The following is a 16,033-nucleotide window of genomic DNA, read 5'->3' as shown; positions in this document are numbered from 1 at the left end:
CGCGAGGAAAAAGTGATGAGTATACCGCGTTCTGCGGCTACCTTGTGAGCGCTGCGGCTGTGTAATACGGCTTCGCGCCGGCCGTGGCGGTTCTGTTACACTACTGCGCTTGATTTCAGTCTCTGCTAACGTCTGAGGAACTGTTCCATGAACGCCCTTGAAAAACGCTCGGTTTCCGCTTTGGCGTCTGTGTACGCCATTCGTATGCTTGGGCTGTTCATGGTTATGCCGGTGTTTGTGCTGCTGGGCGGCGAGCTTGAAGGTGCAACCCCCGCGCTGTTAGGCCTGGCCATTGGTGCTTATGGGCTAAGCCAGGCGCTGCTGCAAATTCCGTTCGGTTTGCTGTCTGATCGGGTCGGGCGCAAACGCATGATCTACCTTGGCTTGATTCTATTTGCGGCAGGCAGTGTGCTGGCTGGCTCAGCCAATTCAATATACGTTGTGATTCTGGGTCGGATTCTTCAGGGTGCTGGTGCCATTGCCAGCGTACTGATGGCTTTGCTGAGTGACCTGACCCGCGAAGAGCAACGCACCAAGGCTATGGCCACGGTGGGTATCTCCATCGGTATTTCGTTTTCCGTGTCTTTAGTTCTCGGGCCGCTCGTGGGCGCGCGATGGGGCCTGTCTGGCATTTTTTACCTGACCGCCGCACTGGCATTGATCGCGCTCCTAGTTGTTTGGCGTCTGGTGCCTACGCCCCACCAAAGAAAAGTCAGTGCAGAGCAACAACCGGCCCGAGCCATGGTGGGTCGGGTGTTGAAAGACCAACGCCTGTTGCGGCTGGACTTTGGTATTTTTGCCCTGCACTTGGTGCTTACCGCCCTGTTTCTGGTTTTTCCCTCATTACTGCAAGATCGCCTGGGTCTGCCCAGCAGCTCACACTGGTGGTTTTACCTGAGCGTGATGCTCACATCGTTTGTTGCCATGCTGCCGTTCATCATTATTGGCGAAAAAAAGCGTAAAATGAAGCCGGTATTGTGCGGCGCAGTGGCCTTGCTCGCGCTGTCTTGCGCGGCCCTGTCGGGAGTGGGCGAAAGCTTGCTTGCTGGTTGGTTTATGCTGTTTTTCTTTTTCATGGCGTTCAATTTGCTGGAAGCCAGTTTGCCGTCTCTGCTCAGTAAAGAGGCGCCGGCAGCCAGCAAAGGCACGGCGATGGGGGTGTATTCTACCTCCCAGTTTATGGGCGCCTTTCTGGGCGGTGCGTTGGGCGGCTACCTGTTGCAACATATTGGCGTAACCGGCGTGCTGGGATTGATGGTGGCGGTACTGGTGGTTTGGCTGCTTGTGGCTTTAACCATGCCGGCACCCGGGTATACCAGTGGTTTTGTGCTAAAGTTAGAGCCAGATGCAGCGCGCAGCTATAGCGATGTAGACAGTTTTTTGCGGGCCCTGCCAGGCGTGCAAGACGTAGTTATAATGGAAGAAGCAGCGACTGCCTATCTGAAGATAGACCGGCAGTTTTTTGATGAGGCCTTGCTTGCCGACACGGGATTTGTGCAGCAAACTGACAGGCCGTGAAATTCTGGCGGCTCGCACGGAGCGCGAGCCGCCGCGACACTTTATTCAGGAGCAGAACATGGCACGAGGCATCAACAAAGTCATTCTAATCGGTAACCTGGGGCAAGACCCAGACACCCGTTATACCCCCAACGGCAACGCCGTGGTAAACCTGAGCCTGGCGACTGACGAAAGTTACAAAGACCGCCAAACCGGTCAAATGGTGCCAAAAACCGAATGGCACAAAATTGTCATGTTCGGCAAAGTGGCTGAAGTGGCGGGCCAGTACCTGCGCAAAGGCTCGAAGATTTATGTTGAAGGCAAACTGCAAACCCGTAAATGGCAGGGGCAAGACGGCGTGGACCGCTACAGCACCGAGGTGGTTGTGGACATCAGCGGCCAGATGCAGATGCTGGACAGCCGCAATAGCGACGGCGGTGGTATGAGTCAAGGGCAGGGTCAACAAGGCCAGGGCCAGCCGCAAAATCGCCCGCAGCAGGCGCCTGCGCGTCCGCAGAATGCCAATCAGCCTCCGCAAGACGATGGCGGCTACAATCAGGGCTCCCAGAACGAAAATTACAATCAACAACCGGCCAACGCTCCGTCATCGCCGCAGAAAAACACCATGCCCGATCCGGTGGATGATTTTGATGATGACATTCCGTTTTGAGGATTGCCCTGCGACTTGACCAGCAGGCCGCGCTCGATGCCATCCCCGCAATGCTGTTTGTTGAAATTCAGTCCAAAGACAAGGCGCTGAGTGTGATTCGCCGGGTGGCATCCGCCGCTGGCAAGCTGACTGCCGAGCAGGGCAGGCGACTTGCGGTGGTTGAGGGGCTGTTTGCGGATTGAGCAAGACAGGGGATAGAGAACAAGACGGGGACAGGTTTGAATCCAGGCGGGGACGGATTTCAAATCCGTCCCCTGTCTCTATGTTGACGGTAATCCCAAATCGGCGCAGCAAGCCTGCACGAATCTGAGCACAGTCACAGCGTCAAAATGCGTAGCGGATAGACCCGGGAGGTAGCCGATCTCTTCGAATCGACGGCTGTCGATACTGCTTTTCAGGCGCAATGCTATCCACTGGTCGGTAAACATCCGAGTGTTTACCCGAGATGTTTGACGCAGCTGCACGTCCTCGTGCCGTGGATCGGCGGTAATGATCGCAAAGCGCTCCTGCACGCGAAACGGTTCGCTTTCGAGTGCCTGCACGAAATAGCCGTCCAGGAACAGCAGCGCACCGGTTAGGTTGCATTCGCTATTGCGGTTGTGGGCGACACGAATGATGTCGTAGGCGCTGCGCGCGTCAATCGATGGCTGCCAGGGCTGAAGTAGGGCAGGCGTTCAAACATGACTCAGGGCTCGTCCGCAGCAGTCAGTGATAGCTTTCGAATGATATCGATGATCTCGGCAGCCGCGCACGGCCGGCCGACTAGGTACCCTTGCACTTCGGAGCAACCTAGCTGTTGCACGATTTGCAGTTGTTGCGACGTTTCGATGCCTTCCACCGTCGTTTTCATGCCTAAGCTGTGGCTTAGGTCGACCACGGCGCGAATGATGGCCTGCGTGGTTGAACTCGTATCAACATCGCGCACGAACGAGCGATCGATTTTGATGCGGTCGAAAGGAAAGTCGCGCAGGTAGCTCACCGATGAGTAGCCGGTGCCGAAATCGTCCAGGGCCACCTGAACGCCAAGACTGCGCACCTCACGCAGCGTCGACAGCGCCTGCTGCGCGTCGGCCAGATTAACGCTTTCAGTGATTTCGAGCTCCAGCCGGCGGGCCGGGAGACCGCTAAGCTGCAGCGCCCCGAGCACGTCGCGCAGCAGGCTGCCGTGCCGGAACTGTACTGCCGACAGGTTGACGGCCACGCGAATAGTTGATGGCCACGCCATCGCATCGCGACAAGCTTGCTCAAGCACCCAGCGGCCGATGGGTACGATCAGCCGCGTGTCCTCGGCCAGCTCGATGAAATCGAGTGGACTCACAATGCCGCGCTGAGGGTGGCGCCAACGCAGCAGCGCCTCGGCGCCGCAGACAAAAGAGCCCGCAGCGTCGACCTGCGGTTGATAGGCCAGTTCGAACTGGCTCCGCTCGAGCGCCAGGCGCAGGTCTGCCTCAAGATTGCGTCGTGCTCTCATGTCGGCGTCGATCTTTGGCTCGAAAAAGCGGAGGGAACCGCGACCATCGCTTTTGGCGCGGTACATCGCCAGATCGGCGCTTCGCAGAAGCCTGTCGCGTCAGCGCCGTCGAAGGGCGCGACGGCCACGCCGACACTCGTGCTGATATACACCGGCTGGCCGTCGAGATCGAAACGGACGACAGCGAGTCAATGATCTGATCCGCCAGCACGCTTGCGCTGGCGGGTTGCGGAGCGCCCGTCTGGACGATAGCGAACTCGTCACCGCCCAAGCGCACAACCAAATCGTTGGCGCACACACGTCCGCAGCCGCGCCGCGACCTGTCGAAGAAGCTCGTCGCCCACCGGGTGACCAAAGTTGTCGTTGACTGATTTGAAGCGGTCCAGGTTCAGGCACAGCAGCGCCATCTCATCGCCGCATGCAATGCTCGTAAACCCATGGTCGAGTTGTTCGCACAGCACGGCTCGGTTGGGAAGTCCGGTGAGCAGGTCATTACGTGCGAGAAAGGCGATCCGCGTGTGCGTCTCGCGCAGTTCGGTCACATCGTCACAGAGGGCTACATAACTACCATCAGCGCGGCGCGAGACCACGACTTCCACCACGCGACCGTCGTCTAGCGTCCACTCACGCTTGCGCGTACCTTCGCCGCAGGGTTCAAGCCTCTGCTGTGAGCGGCTGTGCTCGGTCTCGCAGCCGAGGGTGTGCTCCATGATCTCGGCGAACGTCGTACCCGGCCGGACGGCGTGCTCAGGGAGTGACCAAATTTCGCGATAGCGCGCGTTGGCCAACAGCAAGCGGTCTTTTCCGTCGAAGGCGCAAAAGCCCTGCGGCAGGCGCCCGAAAACATCGCGCAGCAGCGCATTCTCCGCCTTCAGCCGCTCGATATCCGAGGGGGCAGACAATACTAAACGGTCTTTTTTCATCGCGGGTTGCCAAGGACAGCGTCGGCGGCCGGACGTTAAAACGTCGGCAGAGTGGGGCGTTCACAGTTGGCAAAATCAGCCTTAGTAACATAAGGACTTTTTCTCTGGTGCTTGTCAATACAGGGAGCAATATTAGGGGCAGATTTAAAATCTGTCCCTAAGGACAGTGAACAAGATAGAGGGACAGATTCGAAATCTGTCTCTAAGGACAGGGAAGCAAGATAGGGGACAGATTTCAAATCTGTCCCCAAGACCAATCATTGGGGTTTTTTTAGTCCAGTGAATCCGCCGAATTCAACTCCAGTTCATTGATTTTACGGGTTAAAGTGTTGCGGCCCCAGCCCAGTAACAAGGAGGCGTCACGGCGGCGGCCTGCGGTATGGTGCAGGGCTGCGTTGATCATGATTTTTTCAAATTCCGGCAGCGCGCCGGTCAGCAGATCACTGCGGCCGCGCTTGAACTCCTGTTCCGCCCAAAGGCTAAGAGCCTCCTGCCAGGTTTTGCCGGTGGCGCTGCTGGCAGCTTGCTGGCGCAGCTCTGGCGGCAGGTCGTCGACGTGAACTTCACGGCCGCTGGCCATCACCGTTAACCAGCGACAGGTGTTTTCCAGCTGGCGCACATTGCCGGGCCAGGGCAGGGTAGACAAGTAAGCCTCGGCGTCTGGGCGCAGCAGCTTGGCGTCTACATTCAGCTCTTTTGCCGCACGTTTGAGAAAATAGCTCAGCAGTTGCGGTATGTCTTCGCGGCGCTCGGTCAGCCGTGGTAAGTGTATGCGTATCACGTTCAGGCGGTGGAACAGGTCTTCGCGAAAGCTGCCGGCCTGCACCAGGGTTTCCAGGTTTTGATGAGTGGCGGCAATAATGCGCACATCCACCTTGACCGCTGTGGTGCCACCCACCCGGTAGAATTCACCATCGGCCAATACTCGCAGTAGGCGGGTCTGACTGTCTGCGGGCATGTCACCAATTTCGTCCAGAAACAGGGTGCCGCCGTCGGCTTGTTCGAAGCGCCCCTGGCGCGTAGCTGCAGCGCCGGTGAACGCGCCTTTCTCGTGGCCGAACAGTTCTGACTCCACCAAGTCTTTTGGAATCGCGGCCATATTCAGCGCAATAAACGGCTGCCCGGTGCGCGGGCTGTGGTTGTGCAGGGCTTGTGCTACCAGCTCTTTGCCGGTGCCGCTTTCGCCGTTAATCAGCACGGTAATATTAGAGTGCGACAGCCGGCCTATGGCGCGAAACACCTCTTGCATGGCCGGTGCTTCGCCAATGATTTCGGCGCCGCCTGCGGCCTTATCATGAACGCTGTCGGTTTTTGCACGACGTTCGCGGCTGTGGCCGGCGGCGCGCCGAACCAGAGCCACGGCGTCGTCCAGGTCAAACGGTTTTGGCAGGTAATCAAACGCGCCTGTCTGGTAGCTGCTCACGGCGCTTTCCAGGTCGGAATGGGCGGTCATGATAATCACCGGCAGGCCGGGGTGGCTCTCGGCAATGCGCGCCAACAGGCTCAGGCCGTCTATACCCGGCATGCGAATGTCGCTGATGATGACGTCGGGCTGCTCGTGCTCGAGCTGGCGCATGATGTTGTCACCGTTGTCGAAGCTGCGGGTACGCAGCCCGGCTTGGGTCAGCGCTCGGTCCAGTACCCAGCGGATGCTGCGATCGTCATCAATAATCCAGGCCACTGTAGACGTACTCATGTGCACTCCTCGATGGGCAGATAAATAACAAAGTTGGTGTGTCCGGGTTCACTGTTACATTCCACCAGTCCATGGTGGCGGCCAATAATGCTCTGGGTAATGGCCAGCCCCAGGCCATTACCGCTGGCGCGCCCGCTGATCATCGGGTAAAAAATATTCTGTTGCAGCTGTGGGCTGATGCCCGGGCCGTTGTCTATGACGTCTATCCGGCATACCAAACGGTGACGGACCGGGCCTATGGTGAACTGGCGCAGGGTACGGGTGCGGAAGGTTACGGTGGCGGGCTCGCTGGTGTTGCTCGACGGGTTGCTACAGCTGTGAGGGCGATCACGGCTATCAGATTTGCCAGGGCCGTCAGGTCTTTCCAGGCAAGCTTCCATCGCGTTGCGGGCAATATTCAAAAATGCCTGAATCAGCTGTTCGCGGTCAGCGCAGAACTCCGGCAGGCTGGGGTCGTAATCCCGCTTGAGCGTCAGTTTGCCGTGGCTTTCGGCTTCTAGCAGCGCGCGCACCCGTTCCAGAACCTCGTGGATGTTGGTGCGGATGAGCCTGGGCGCTTTGTTGGGCCCCAGCATGCGGTCAACCAGGCTACGCAGCCTATCGGCTTCGTCGATGATCACTTGGGTGTATTCACGCAGTTCGGCGCTCTGCAACTCGCGGTCCAGCAGTTGCGCGGCGCCGCGTATACCGCCCAGGGGATTTTTGATTTCGTGCGCCATACCGCGCACCAGCACCCGATTGGTTTCCTGCTGCGACAGTATGTCTTCTTCACGGTTAATGCGCAGCAGTTGGTCGCGGCGCCAGATTTCCAGCAGCAAATCACCTTCCGAGTTAATCGGCGTTACCGTGTAATCCACGATCATGCGCGCACCGTTCATCAACATGTACTCAGCTTCATGCTGGCTGAACGACCGACCGTGGTCGGCTGCTGCTTTCAGCCGGCGTTCGGTATCGCCGGCAACCAGCACAATACCGCTGAAGGCCATGCCATGGCTGCGGGTTGCGCTCACTGCCAGCAGATTTTCGGCGGCTGGGTTCATATAGTGAATAAGCAGATTGCGGTCCATCACCAACAGAGCGGTGCTCAGGCTGTCAACAATGTGTGGGTAACCGGTCACCGAGTTTGAAGCGTTAGCCATAACAAGCGGGTTCGCTGTATTTGAGTGGGTCTGGCTTTGGCAGACGGCCTGGGTCTAAAAAAAGCAAGAACCGGGCCAGGCTAAGAGCCATCAGCGCTAATCACATCCGGGCGAACCCTCAGTTTAGGCGGGAAGGGCGGTGGATGGTGAAGGTAATGCCAGTGCCCGAACCAACCTGAACACCACTGCTGTTCACGATGTTGACTCCGGCTTGATGGGTGCCACGGTCAATCTGCGGCACCAAAATAGTGCTTGATGTGCTTTGGCCAACGGGCTGGCCGTCCAGGGTTACTTCGTACTTGTGCCCATCGCGCAGTTGCGGGCTGCTGATTACGCTGAATTCTACGTCGCCATTGCCGCTGTGGAACGCCTCGTTATTTCGCGGATAAACAATCCTCACCAGCTCATAAAGGGGGCTTGGCGGCTGTTCCTGCTGCGGCGGTTGCTCAAGCTGTTCCAAATCCTGCATTTTCGGCAGCGTAATGGTGGTTACCGGCCTTACCTGTATGGCTTCGGCGCCAGAAGAGGGCTCGTCAGAAAAAGTCACATTGCCTTGGGCGTCTACCTGGCGATACACCTCGGCCTGCGCCGCTCCGTTGATCAGCAACAGGGTTGCAGCAGCAATCATAATAGTCGGTTTCATACGCTTTCCTCGGGACTGTATATGAGTTTGATTATCAGCGCCCGGCCGCTTTATTTCAACGCCGCTCGATGGCCATGCAGACATAAAAAAATCGCAGACACAAAAAAACCGGGGGGGCTGATGGGCAGCCGCTCCGGTTTTTTTGTGCCATTGCCTGGGCTTTCGTTAACCCGGGCGTTGGCGATGTGTCACCTGTGTGACGTCACCTGTTTAGCAAGAATAGTAGAGTTCGAACTCAACCGGGTGAGTGGTCATGTTCATACGCTCTACGTCAGCACGCTTAAGGTCAATATAGGCGCGAATCATGTCTTCGGTGAACACGCCGCCACGGGTCAAAAACTCGTGATCGGCTTCCAGGCACTGCAGCGCTTCTTGCAGGGTCTCGGCCACTTTTGGGATGTTCAGCGCTTCTTCTTTTGGTAGGTCGTAAAGATCTTTGTCCATGGCGTCGCCAGGATGAATCTTGTTCTGAATGCCGTCCAGGCCGGCCATGATCAGCGCTGAAAATGCCAGGTAAGGGTTAGCCGCCGGGTCTGGGAAACGCACTTCAACGCGGCGTGCCTTCGGGCTGTTAACGTAGGGAATACGGATAGAAGCCGAGCGGTTGCGAGCGGAATAGGCCAGCATAACCGGGGCTTCATAGTGCGGCACCAAACGCTTGTAGCTGTTGGTGGCGGGGTTGGTGAAAGCATTTATCGCTTTGGCGTGCTTGATGATGCCGCCAACGTAATACAACGCCATCTCACTCAGACCAGCATAGCTGTCGCCGGCAAACAGGTTCTTGCCATCTTTGCTCAACGACATGTGTACGTGCATACCCGAGCCGTTATCACCCACGACTGGCTTGGGCATAAATGTGGCTGTTTTGCCGTAGGCATGGGCCACGTTGTGCACGCAGTATTTCAGAATCTGCACTTCATCGGCTTTTCGCGTCAGGGTTGCCGCGCCAACGCCAATTTCGCACTGGCCAGCAGTACCCACTTCATGGTGATGCACTTCAATTTCCAGGCCCATAGACGCCATGGCGCCGCACATGGCACCACGCAGGTCGTGCAGGCTGTCTACCGGAGGCACCGGGAAGTAGCCGCCTTTTACGCGCGGGCGATGGCCAGTGTTATTGCCATCAAAATCTTTGTCGGACGACCAGGCAGCCTCTTCAGAATGAATTTCGTACATGGAGCCCTGCATATCAGTCTTCCATTTCACCGAATCGAACACAAAGAACTCGGGCTCAGGGCCAAACAAAGCGCTGTCGGCGATGCCGGTAGACTTCAGGTATTCCTCGGTCCGGCGCGCTACTGAACGAGGGTCGCGTTCGTAGCCTTGCATGGTGGTGGGTTCCACAATGTCGCAGCTGATGTTGACGGTGGACTCTTCGGTGAACGGGTCAACCACTGCGCTGGTGTCATCTGGCATCAGAATCATGTCGGATTCGTTGATGCCTTTCCAGCCAGAAATCGAAGAACCATCGAACATCTTGCCGTCGATGAAAAAGTCTTCAGAGGCTTCGGTGGCTGGTATGGTTACGTGGTGTTCTTTGCCGTGGGTATCGGTAAAACGTAAGTCGATCCACTTCACATCGTGCTGGGTGATCAAATCAATGGTCTTGGACATTTGCATGCTCCGTTGGGGGGGGGGGGGGTGTGAAAGCCAATCTGTGTCAGGATTTGCGCAGCTTAGCAAATGCCTGTGTGAGTTACCTTCCTTTTAAGCGGCCGTTAGTCGCCTTGTCACGGGCTATGTCACGGGCTATGTCTCGGCCTTTGTACAAGGCCAAGCAAACAACCTGCCAGTTTCAATGTATCCAAGCCTAGGGGCCTGAATTCTACAGAATGGCGGGCTAGCATGCAGGGTGTAAGCTCTGTTTAAGGTCCTTGAACGGTCACCCTTGCACCACATTTGTGCGGCTTTCTGTTTTTCGCCCAATACTGGTGCGTAAATTGTTTAAGAAATAAACATTCACGCGCATATTATCGAAACCGACTTTTCGCTATAATGCGCGACCCTCATTGCTCTGGCGATTACCTCGTGCCGGAGCCTGGCCACGCCCAGTGCCAGCGAATGGGTTCATTTTATAGATTTGAGACGGTCCAGGTGAGGCCCAGCCTCCTTAACGTCCTCTCAGGTCATTGTAAGCACGCCGCAGGACTAAAGTTGTGATTGAAAAGCTTCGTAATATCGCCATTATTGCCCACGTTGACCATGGTAAAACCACGCTGGTCGACAAACTGCTGCGCCTCTCTGGCACCCTGGACCGTAAAGAGCTCGAAAGCGAGCGCGTTATGGATTCCAACGATCAGGAAAAAGAACGTGGCATCACTATTTTGGCCAAAAACACCGCGCTGAAATGGAACGGCTACGACATCAATATCGTAGACACCCCGGGGCACGCCGATTTTGGCGGCGAAGTGGAACGTGTAATGAGCATGGTGGACTGTGTGCTGTTGGTGGTTGATTCCATCGACGGCCCGATGCCACAAACTCGCTTTGTAACCCAGAAAGCCTTTGCTGCGGGTTTGCGCCCGATTGTCATCGTTAACAAAATTGACCGCCCGGGCGCCCGCCCGGACTGGGTTGTAGAGCAGGTATTTGACCTGTTTGACAGCCTGGGCGCTACCGACGAGCAGCTGGACTTCCCGATTGTTTACGCCAGTGCGCTTAACGGTATTTCCGGTTTGGAGCATGAAAACCTGATCGACAACATGGACCCGGTATTTCAGGCCATCGTTGACCACGTGCCGGCACCGAATGTTGATCGGGAAGGTGCTTTCCAAATGCAGATATCGCAGCTGGACTACAACAGTTTTCTGGGCGTTATCGGTATTGGTCGCATTGCCCGCGGCAAGATAAAAACCAACACACAGGTGATTGCCATCGGCACCGACGGCAAAAAGCGCCAGGGCCGTATTTTGAAAATTATGGGCCACTCTGGCCTGCATCGGGTTGAAGTGGACGAAGCCCAGGCTGGCGATATTATTTGTGTCAGCGGTCTGGACCAGATTCACATCTCCGACACCCTGTGTGACATCAATAACGTAGAGGCTTTGCCGCCGCTGACGGTTGACGAGCCCACCGTGTCCATGACGTTTCAGGTCAACGATTCGCCCTTCTGCGGTAGAGAAGGCAAGTTCGTGACCAGCCGTAACCTCAAAGATCGCCTTGAAAAAGAGCTGCTGTACAACGTAGCCCTGCGGGTTGAAGACGGCGACACCATGGACAAGTTCAAGGTGTCTGGCCGTGGCGAGCTGCACCTGTCGGTGTTGATTGAAAACATGCGTCGGGAAAACTTCGAGCTGGCCGTAGGCCGCCCGGAAGTGGTCATCAAGGTAGTGGATGGGGTGAAGCAAGAGCCCTATGAAAATGTCATCGTTGACCTTGAAGAGCAGCACCAAGGCCCGTTGATGGAGCAGTTTGGATTGCGCAGGGGCGAACTCACCAATATGGTTCCCGATGGTAAAGGTCGCATGCGCCTGGAATACATCATTCCGGCCCGCGGCCTAATTGGCTTTCGGAACTCGTTTCTGACCATGACATCCGGTACCGGTATTCTGACTTCGACCTTCAGCCATTACGGCCCGATCAAGGCCGGTGAAGTCGCCAGTCGCCAGAACGGCGTTCTGGTTTCCATGGCCACAGGCACGGCGCTGACTTACTCGCTGGAAACCCTGCAAAGCCGCGGCAAGCTGTTCCTTGACCCAGGCCAGTCTGTTTACGAAGGCCAGTTGTGTGGCATTCACAGCCGCGACAGCGATCTGGTGATCAACCCAACCAAGGGTAAGAAACTGGATAACATGCGCGCGTCTGGCAAAGACGAAGTGATTCCTTTGGTCCCGCCCATCAAACACACCCTGGAGCAGGCGCTGGAGTTTATTGACGACGACGAGCTGGTGGAAGTAACGCCCAAGTCGATCCGTTTGCGCAAGAAGCACCTGACTGAAAACGATCGTAAGCGCGCCGGCAAGAAGTAACGCTGGCAGCGTACTGAAAAACCGGCCGCTGGAAACAGCGGCCGGTTTTTTTTGTGCCGTTCATCAATCGTGCCCCTGCTGCGCGGTAACTTCGCTACACTATCGCAATCATTCCTATGACTGCGGAGCTGCCATGCGCACCTTGTTCCCCGATATAAAGCCCTACGCCACACACCGGCTGGCGGTTGAAGAGCCCCATCAACTTTACATTGAAGAAAGTGGTAACCCTAAGGGTATACCGGTGCTGTTTATACACGGCGGCCCCGGTGCAGGTTGCGAGGATTACCACCGGCGTTTTTTTGATGCCGAACGGTTCCGCATTATTCTGATGGACCAGCGCGGCGCAGGGCGCTCAACGCCGCTGGCGGAGCTTGCAAACAACAGTACCGACCGTTTGATAGCGGATATAGAAACCCTGCGTGAGTTTTTGGGTATTGACCAGTGGCTGCTGTTCGGTGGCAGCTGGGGCTCCACCTTAAGCCTGGTGTACGCGCAGGCCCATCCGCAGCGGGTAACGGGCATGGTGTTGCGGGGTATTTTTCTGTGCCGGCCCGAAGATATTCACTGGTTCTACCAGAACGGCGCCAGCCGGGTGTTCCCTGACTACTGGGAAGATTACCTGGCGCAGATTCCAGAACACGAGCGTGGCGATATGGTGCCGGCCTACTACAAGCGCCTCACCAGTCGCAATGAACTGGAGCAGATTCAGGCGGCAAAGGCCTGGTCTATTTGGGAAGGGCGCTGCGCCACCTTGCACCCCAATCCGGACGTGGTCGAACACTTTGGCCACCCCCGTGTGGCGATTGCCTTGGCGCGTATCGAATGTCACTACTTTATGAATCAGTCGTTTCTTGAACCCGATCAAATCGTGCGCGATGCCCACAAACTGGCAAACATCCCTGCGGTCATTGTGCACGGCCGTTACGACATGGTGTGCCCGCTGGACAACGCGCTGGCTCTTAGCCGCGCCTGGCCACAAGCGGATTTGCAGATTATTCGCGATGCCGGCCATAGCGCGTCAGAGCCCGCCATTGTAGACGCCCTGATGCGTGCGGTGGAAAACGTAGCCGCAAAATTCGAGCGGGCGGGCTGACAAAAAATCCGACAAGAAAGAGGACAAAGTCAGGTACCGGCCCCCGTGGGGTTGCCATCCTGAGCCAGCATGGATAAACTCTTGCCGGTTCGTAATAAACTGTCGACTCCCACCTACGGGGATTTCGAATGAAAGCACTGCTCCAACGTGTGACAGAAGCCAAGGTCACCGTCGACGGCAATACCATCGCGAGTATTGGCCGCGGTGTTTTATTATTGCTGGGAATCGAGCAGTCTGACACGCCGCAGCAGGCAAAAGACCTGTGCCAGCGAACCATCAATTACCGTATTTTCCCCGATCAGCAAGGCCGCATGAATCTGAGTCTGAAAAGTCTCGGCGGCAGTCTGCTGGTTGTTCCCCAATTTACGTTGGCCGCCGACACCAGCACTGGCGCGCGCGCCAGCTTCTCCAAGGCAGCTGCACCGGACACCGCCCGTGAGCTGTACAGCCAGTTTGTGGTGGAAGCTTTCAGCACCCTGGGCAAAGACAAAGTGGAACAGGGTAAATTTGGCGCGGATATGCAGGTGGGGCTTATAAACGATGGCCCTGTCACATTTTTACTGCAGTCGAAGGCTGCATGAATAGCCGAAAAATTGTAAAGATAGATTTTTTGATTATTAAATATGCAAAGAAATCGCTAAAAAAGCCGATAAATGCACATTAAGAATTTGCAAAAGTTCTATTGGTGTATTAGAAAGGGCAGGTAATGCGACGCATGAAAAACGCTCGCTAACTCATTGAGAGCCAAGCCGGACAATAAGAAATAAGTAGAGAGTTACAACGTCAGTCAGAGTGTGTCACGAAAGTGACATAGAGTTTATGGATGATTTAGCTTACTCAAGCTGATAATCGGTACCTAAAATCGGGATTCATCTCGACGTTAAAACCTGAATAAAACCCTAAAAGGAAGACGTAAAAATGAAAAAAACACTGATTGCATCAGCTATCGCTGCCATTTCCTTCTCAGGCACTGCACTGGCAATGGAAAACGCTTCTGAGCTGGCTGCAAGGTTGGATTCCATGCCGTCTGTATACGGCAACATCCAATACGTTCTCAAGCAAACCGACGTTGACGGTGCTGGCTCTTCTGTTGAGCACGCTGACAACGGTACAACCTTAGGCGTAAAGCACGAACATAAAATCGCTCCGGGCCTTACTGGCTTCTTCAAGCTAGAGCTTGAAGGTATTAACGCTGACAACAAATCGAAAAGCTCCGGCATTAATAATCTTGATGAAGCTTATATTGGTGTGAAAAGCGACAGTTTTGGCCAAATCTGGGTAGGTTCTGACGATGGCGTTTATGAGCGTGCCGTTGTCAAGATCGGCAACTTCCACGAAGTTGGCTCCGACATTTTCACAGCGGGCAAAACTTCCGAAGGCGACCAGATTCAGTATCAGTCTCCGTCTTTTGGTGGTCTGGTTCTGGGCGCTGGCGTTCAAATTAATGGCGACGGCGAGTCCACAACGGAACAGTTCATTGATAATACTGTTAACCCAGCAGTACTTGCCACGCGCGACGTAAAGGGTGACAAGGCTTACCCGTACCAGTTGTCAGCAACTTATTCAGTAGACGCTCTGTCACTGGCGGTTGCGATGGACAGCAACGAAGCGGCTGCTGGCTCTAACGAAAACACCTACGGCTTGCTTGCCACCTACAACATGGGTGATCTGAGTGTGTCTGGTGAATATCAGACTCGTTCTGATGATAGAGACATCTTCGGTGTAATTGGTATTTATACTATGGGTGCCAATCAGTTCTCCTTGTCTTATCAGGTTCAGGACATTGACGCAACCAACGACAAGAACGACACCGTTGTTCTGCAGGCTCTGCACAACCTGTCTGATAACATGTACGTTTACTTCGAAGGCTACCTGTCTAATGCCGACGGCGCGACTTACTATGCCGATCCTGATGGCATTACCGCTGGCGGTGATGAGCAAACCATCGCTTCTGTTGGTGCTGTTTACTACTTCTAATTCAACTCAGTTAATGAGTTAATTCGGTAGTATTAAAAACCGGTGATCTTCGGATCACCGGTTTTTTAAGCATTTTCGTGAAATTTGATCAGCGAGGCGGTAACGTATACGGCAACAGTGGAGGTGGTATGCGCTTTATTTCTTATTGTTCCATGGCCTTTATTTTGGTCACTTTCTCGTCGATGTGTAACGCTCAGGCCAATTCAGAGCAGGCGCTTCAGGCGTTTAATGCGCAGTACGCAGAGTTACTGGCTCGACATACTTCCGTGGGTGAAAAGGTCTCTATGCAGGCGCGGATGGTCGACTATTCGGCGTTGTCCGGTGATCCGGAGTGGGCAGCGTTGGTTCAGGCCTTAGCCGAGTTCCCGATTGCAGGCTTGCACACGCAAGATCAAAAAAAGGCGTTTTACCTCAACGCTTACAATATTCTTTCAATGAACATGGTTCAGCAGCATTGGCCATTACATACGTTGCGGTCGTTAGGTTCCATGTTGGACCCGGTCTGGGCTCACAATGCTGGTGTCGTGGGTGGCGAAAATGTCACGCTCCGAGCTTTGGAGAACGATGTTTTGAGGGCGATGGGCGACCCCCGGGTGCATATGGCAATTAATTGCGCCTCCATGAGCTGTCCGGACTTGCGCCATGAACCCTACGTTTCCAGTCGTCTTGACAGGCAACTGGACGATCAAAGCGTTCAGTTTTTAAAGCAAGACAATAAAGGCATTATTCTAAATAAGACAGATAACGTACTTCATCTGTCTAGTATTTTCGATTGGTTTGAAAGCGATTTTGAACCCTACGGCGGTGTCGAAGCGTTTGTTCGTCATTATCGGCCAGAGCTCGCTAAGGACCTGATACTTGCGCCCGACATTCCTTATGACTGGCGTGTCAACGGAACGCTGAACGGGCGCGACCTCAGCCGTTTGCGGGCTGACATGTAACCGGGCCCACTGACA

Annotated in this window: 15 protein-coding genes; 8 read left to right on the top strand and 7 right to left on the bottom strand. The window is 55.3% G+C overall.

Annotation, left to right across the window (positions count from 1 at the left end):
* Nucleotides 1-147 precede the first annotated feature (147 nt).
* Genes MELB17_RS11790 through MELB17_RS11780 form a run of 3 tightly spaced genes read left to right on the top strand, consistent with a single transcriptional unit; the run spans nt 148 to nt 2,349 of the window.
* The gene (locus tag MELB17_RS11790) at nt 148-1,518 is read left to right on the top strand and encodes an MFS transporter (protein WP_007350474.1); all 1,371 of its coding nucleotides are present in this window, start codon (nt 148-150) and stop codon (nt 1,516-1,518) included.
* 58 nt (nt 1,519-1,576) lie between these two features.
* Nucleotides 1,577-2,167, top strand: a complete 591-nt coding sequence (gene ssb / locus MELB17_RS11785; RefSeq protein WP_036184596.1) for a single-stranded DNA-binding protein — start codon at nt 1,577-1,579, stop codon at nt 2,165-2,167.
* Nucleotides 2,164-2,349, top strand: a complete 186-nt coding sequence (locus tag MELB17_RS11780; RefSeq protein ID WP_007350472.1) for a hypothetical protein — start codon at nt 2,164-2,166, stop codon at nt 2,347-2,349. The genes ssb and MELB17_RS11780 overlap by 4 nt, the downstream gene beginning before the upstream one ends.
* Nucleotides 2,350-2,427: 78 nt before the next feature.
* Here the strand turns inward: MELB17_RS11780 and MELB17_RS11775 are convergent, their stop codons facing one another.
* The 7 genes from MELB17_RS11775 to glnA form a co-directional block, all read right to left on the bottom strand.
* Nucleotides 2,428-2,808 carry a BLUF domain-containing protein gene (locus tag MELB17_RS11775; RefSeq protein ID WP_083796383.1) on the bottom strand — a complete coding sequence of 127 codons (381 nt, stop codon included), beginning with the start codon at nt 2,806-2,808 and terminating at the stop codon, nt 2,428-2,430.
* Nucleotides 2,809-2,852: 44 nt separating this feature from the next.
* The gene (locus MELB17_RS23265) at nt 2,853-3,704 is read right to left on the bottom strand and encodes a putative bifunctional diguanylate cyclase/phosphodiesterase (RefSeq protein ID WP_007350470.1); all 852 of its coding nucleotides are present in this window, start codon (nt 3,702-3,704) and stop codon (nt 2,853-2,855) included.
* Between the two features lie 194 nt (nt 3,705-3,898).
* Nucleotides 3,899-4,561, bottom strand: a complete 663-nt coding sequence (locus tag MELB17_RS23260; protein WP_007350469.1) for a diguanylate cyclase domain-containing protein — start codon at nt 4,559-4,561, stop codon at nt 3,899-3,901.
* Nucleotides 4,562-4,832: 271 nt separating this feature from the next.
* Entirely contained in the window at nt 4,833-6,257 is a 1,425-nt protein-coding gene (gene glnG, locus MELB17_RS11765) for a nitrogen regulation protein NR(I) (protein WP_007350468.1), read from the bottom strand.
* On the bottom strand, nt 6,254-7,396 hold the full coding sequence (gene glnL / locus MELB17_RS11760; protein WP_007350467.1) for a nitrogen regulation protein NR(II): 1,143 nt from the start codon (nt 7,394-7,396) through the stop codon (nt 6,254-6,256). Before glnL ends, glnG begins: the two co-directional genes overlap by 4 nt.
* A gap of 118 nt (nt 7,397-7,514) precedes the next feature.
* Complete coding sequence (locus tag MELB17_RS11755) at nt 7,515-8,039, bottom strand: DUF4124 domain-containing protein (RefSeq protein WP_007350466.1); 525 nt, start codon at nt 8,037-8,039, stop codon at nt 7,515-7,517.
* A gap of 210 nt (nt 8,040-8,249) precedes the next feature.
* Nucleotides 8,250-9,653, bottom strand: coding sequence for a glutamate--ammonia ligase (glnA, locus tag MELB17_RS11750; protein WP_007350465.1), 1,404 nt, complete (start codon nt 9,651-9,653; stop codon nt 8,250-8,252).
* Between the two features lie 542 nt (nt 9,654-10,195).
* Between glnA and typA the strand changes: the two genes are divergently transcribed.
* The 5 genes from typA (at nt 10,196) to MELB17_RS11725 (ending at nt 16,018) form a co-directional block, all read left to right on the top strand.
* The gene (typA, locus tag MELB17_RS11745) at nt 10,196-12,007 is read left to right on the top strand and encodes a translational GTPase TypA (RefSeq protein ID WP_007350464.1); all 1,812 of its coding nucleotides are present in this window, start codon (nt 10,196-10,198) and stop codon (nt 12,005-12,007) included.
* A gap of 133 nt (nt 12,008-12,140) precedes the next feature.
* The gene (pip, locus tag MELB17_RS11740) at nt 12,141-13,100 is read left to right on the top strand and encodes a prolyl aminopeptidase (protein ID WP_007350463.1); all 960 of its coding nucleotides are present in this window, start codon (nt 12,141-12,143) and stop codon (nt 13,098-13,100) included.
* Nucleotides 13,101-13,228: 128 nt separating this feature from the next.
* Entirely contained in the window at nt 13,229-13,681 is a 453-nt protein-coding gene (gene dtd, locus MELB17_RS11735) for a D-aminoacyl-tRNA deacylase (protein WP_007350462.1), read from the top strand.
* A gap of 337 nt (nt 13,682-14,018) precedes the next feature.
* A complete protein-coding gene (locus tag MELB17_RS11730) occupies nt 14,019-15,077 on the top strand; it encodes a porin (RefSeq protein WP_007350461.1) in 1,059 nt (352 codons plus the stop codon).
* Nucleotides 15,078-15,205: 128 nt separating this feature from the next.
* Complete coding sequence (locus MELB17_RS11725; RefSeq protein WP_227498885.1) at nt 15,206-16,018, top strand: DUF547 domain-containing protein; 813 nt, start codon at nt 15,206-15,208, stop codon at nt 16,016-16,018.
* The last annotated feature ends 15 nt before the right edge of the window (nt 16,019-16,033 follow it).

The organism is Marinobacter sp. ELB17 (assembly GCF_000169375.1).
GTDB lineage: Bacteria > Pseudomonadota > Gammaproteobacteria > Pseudomonadales > Oleiphilaceae > Marinobacter.
Note: the sequence above shows the minus strand (reverse complement) of the source record. Positions and strands in the feature narration are given on the sequence as shown.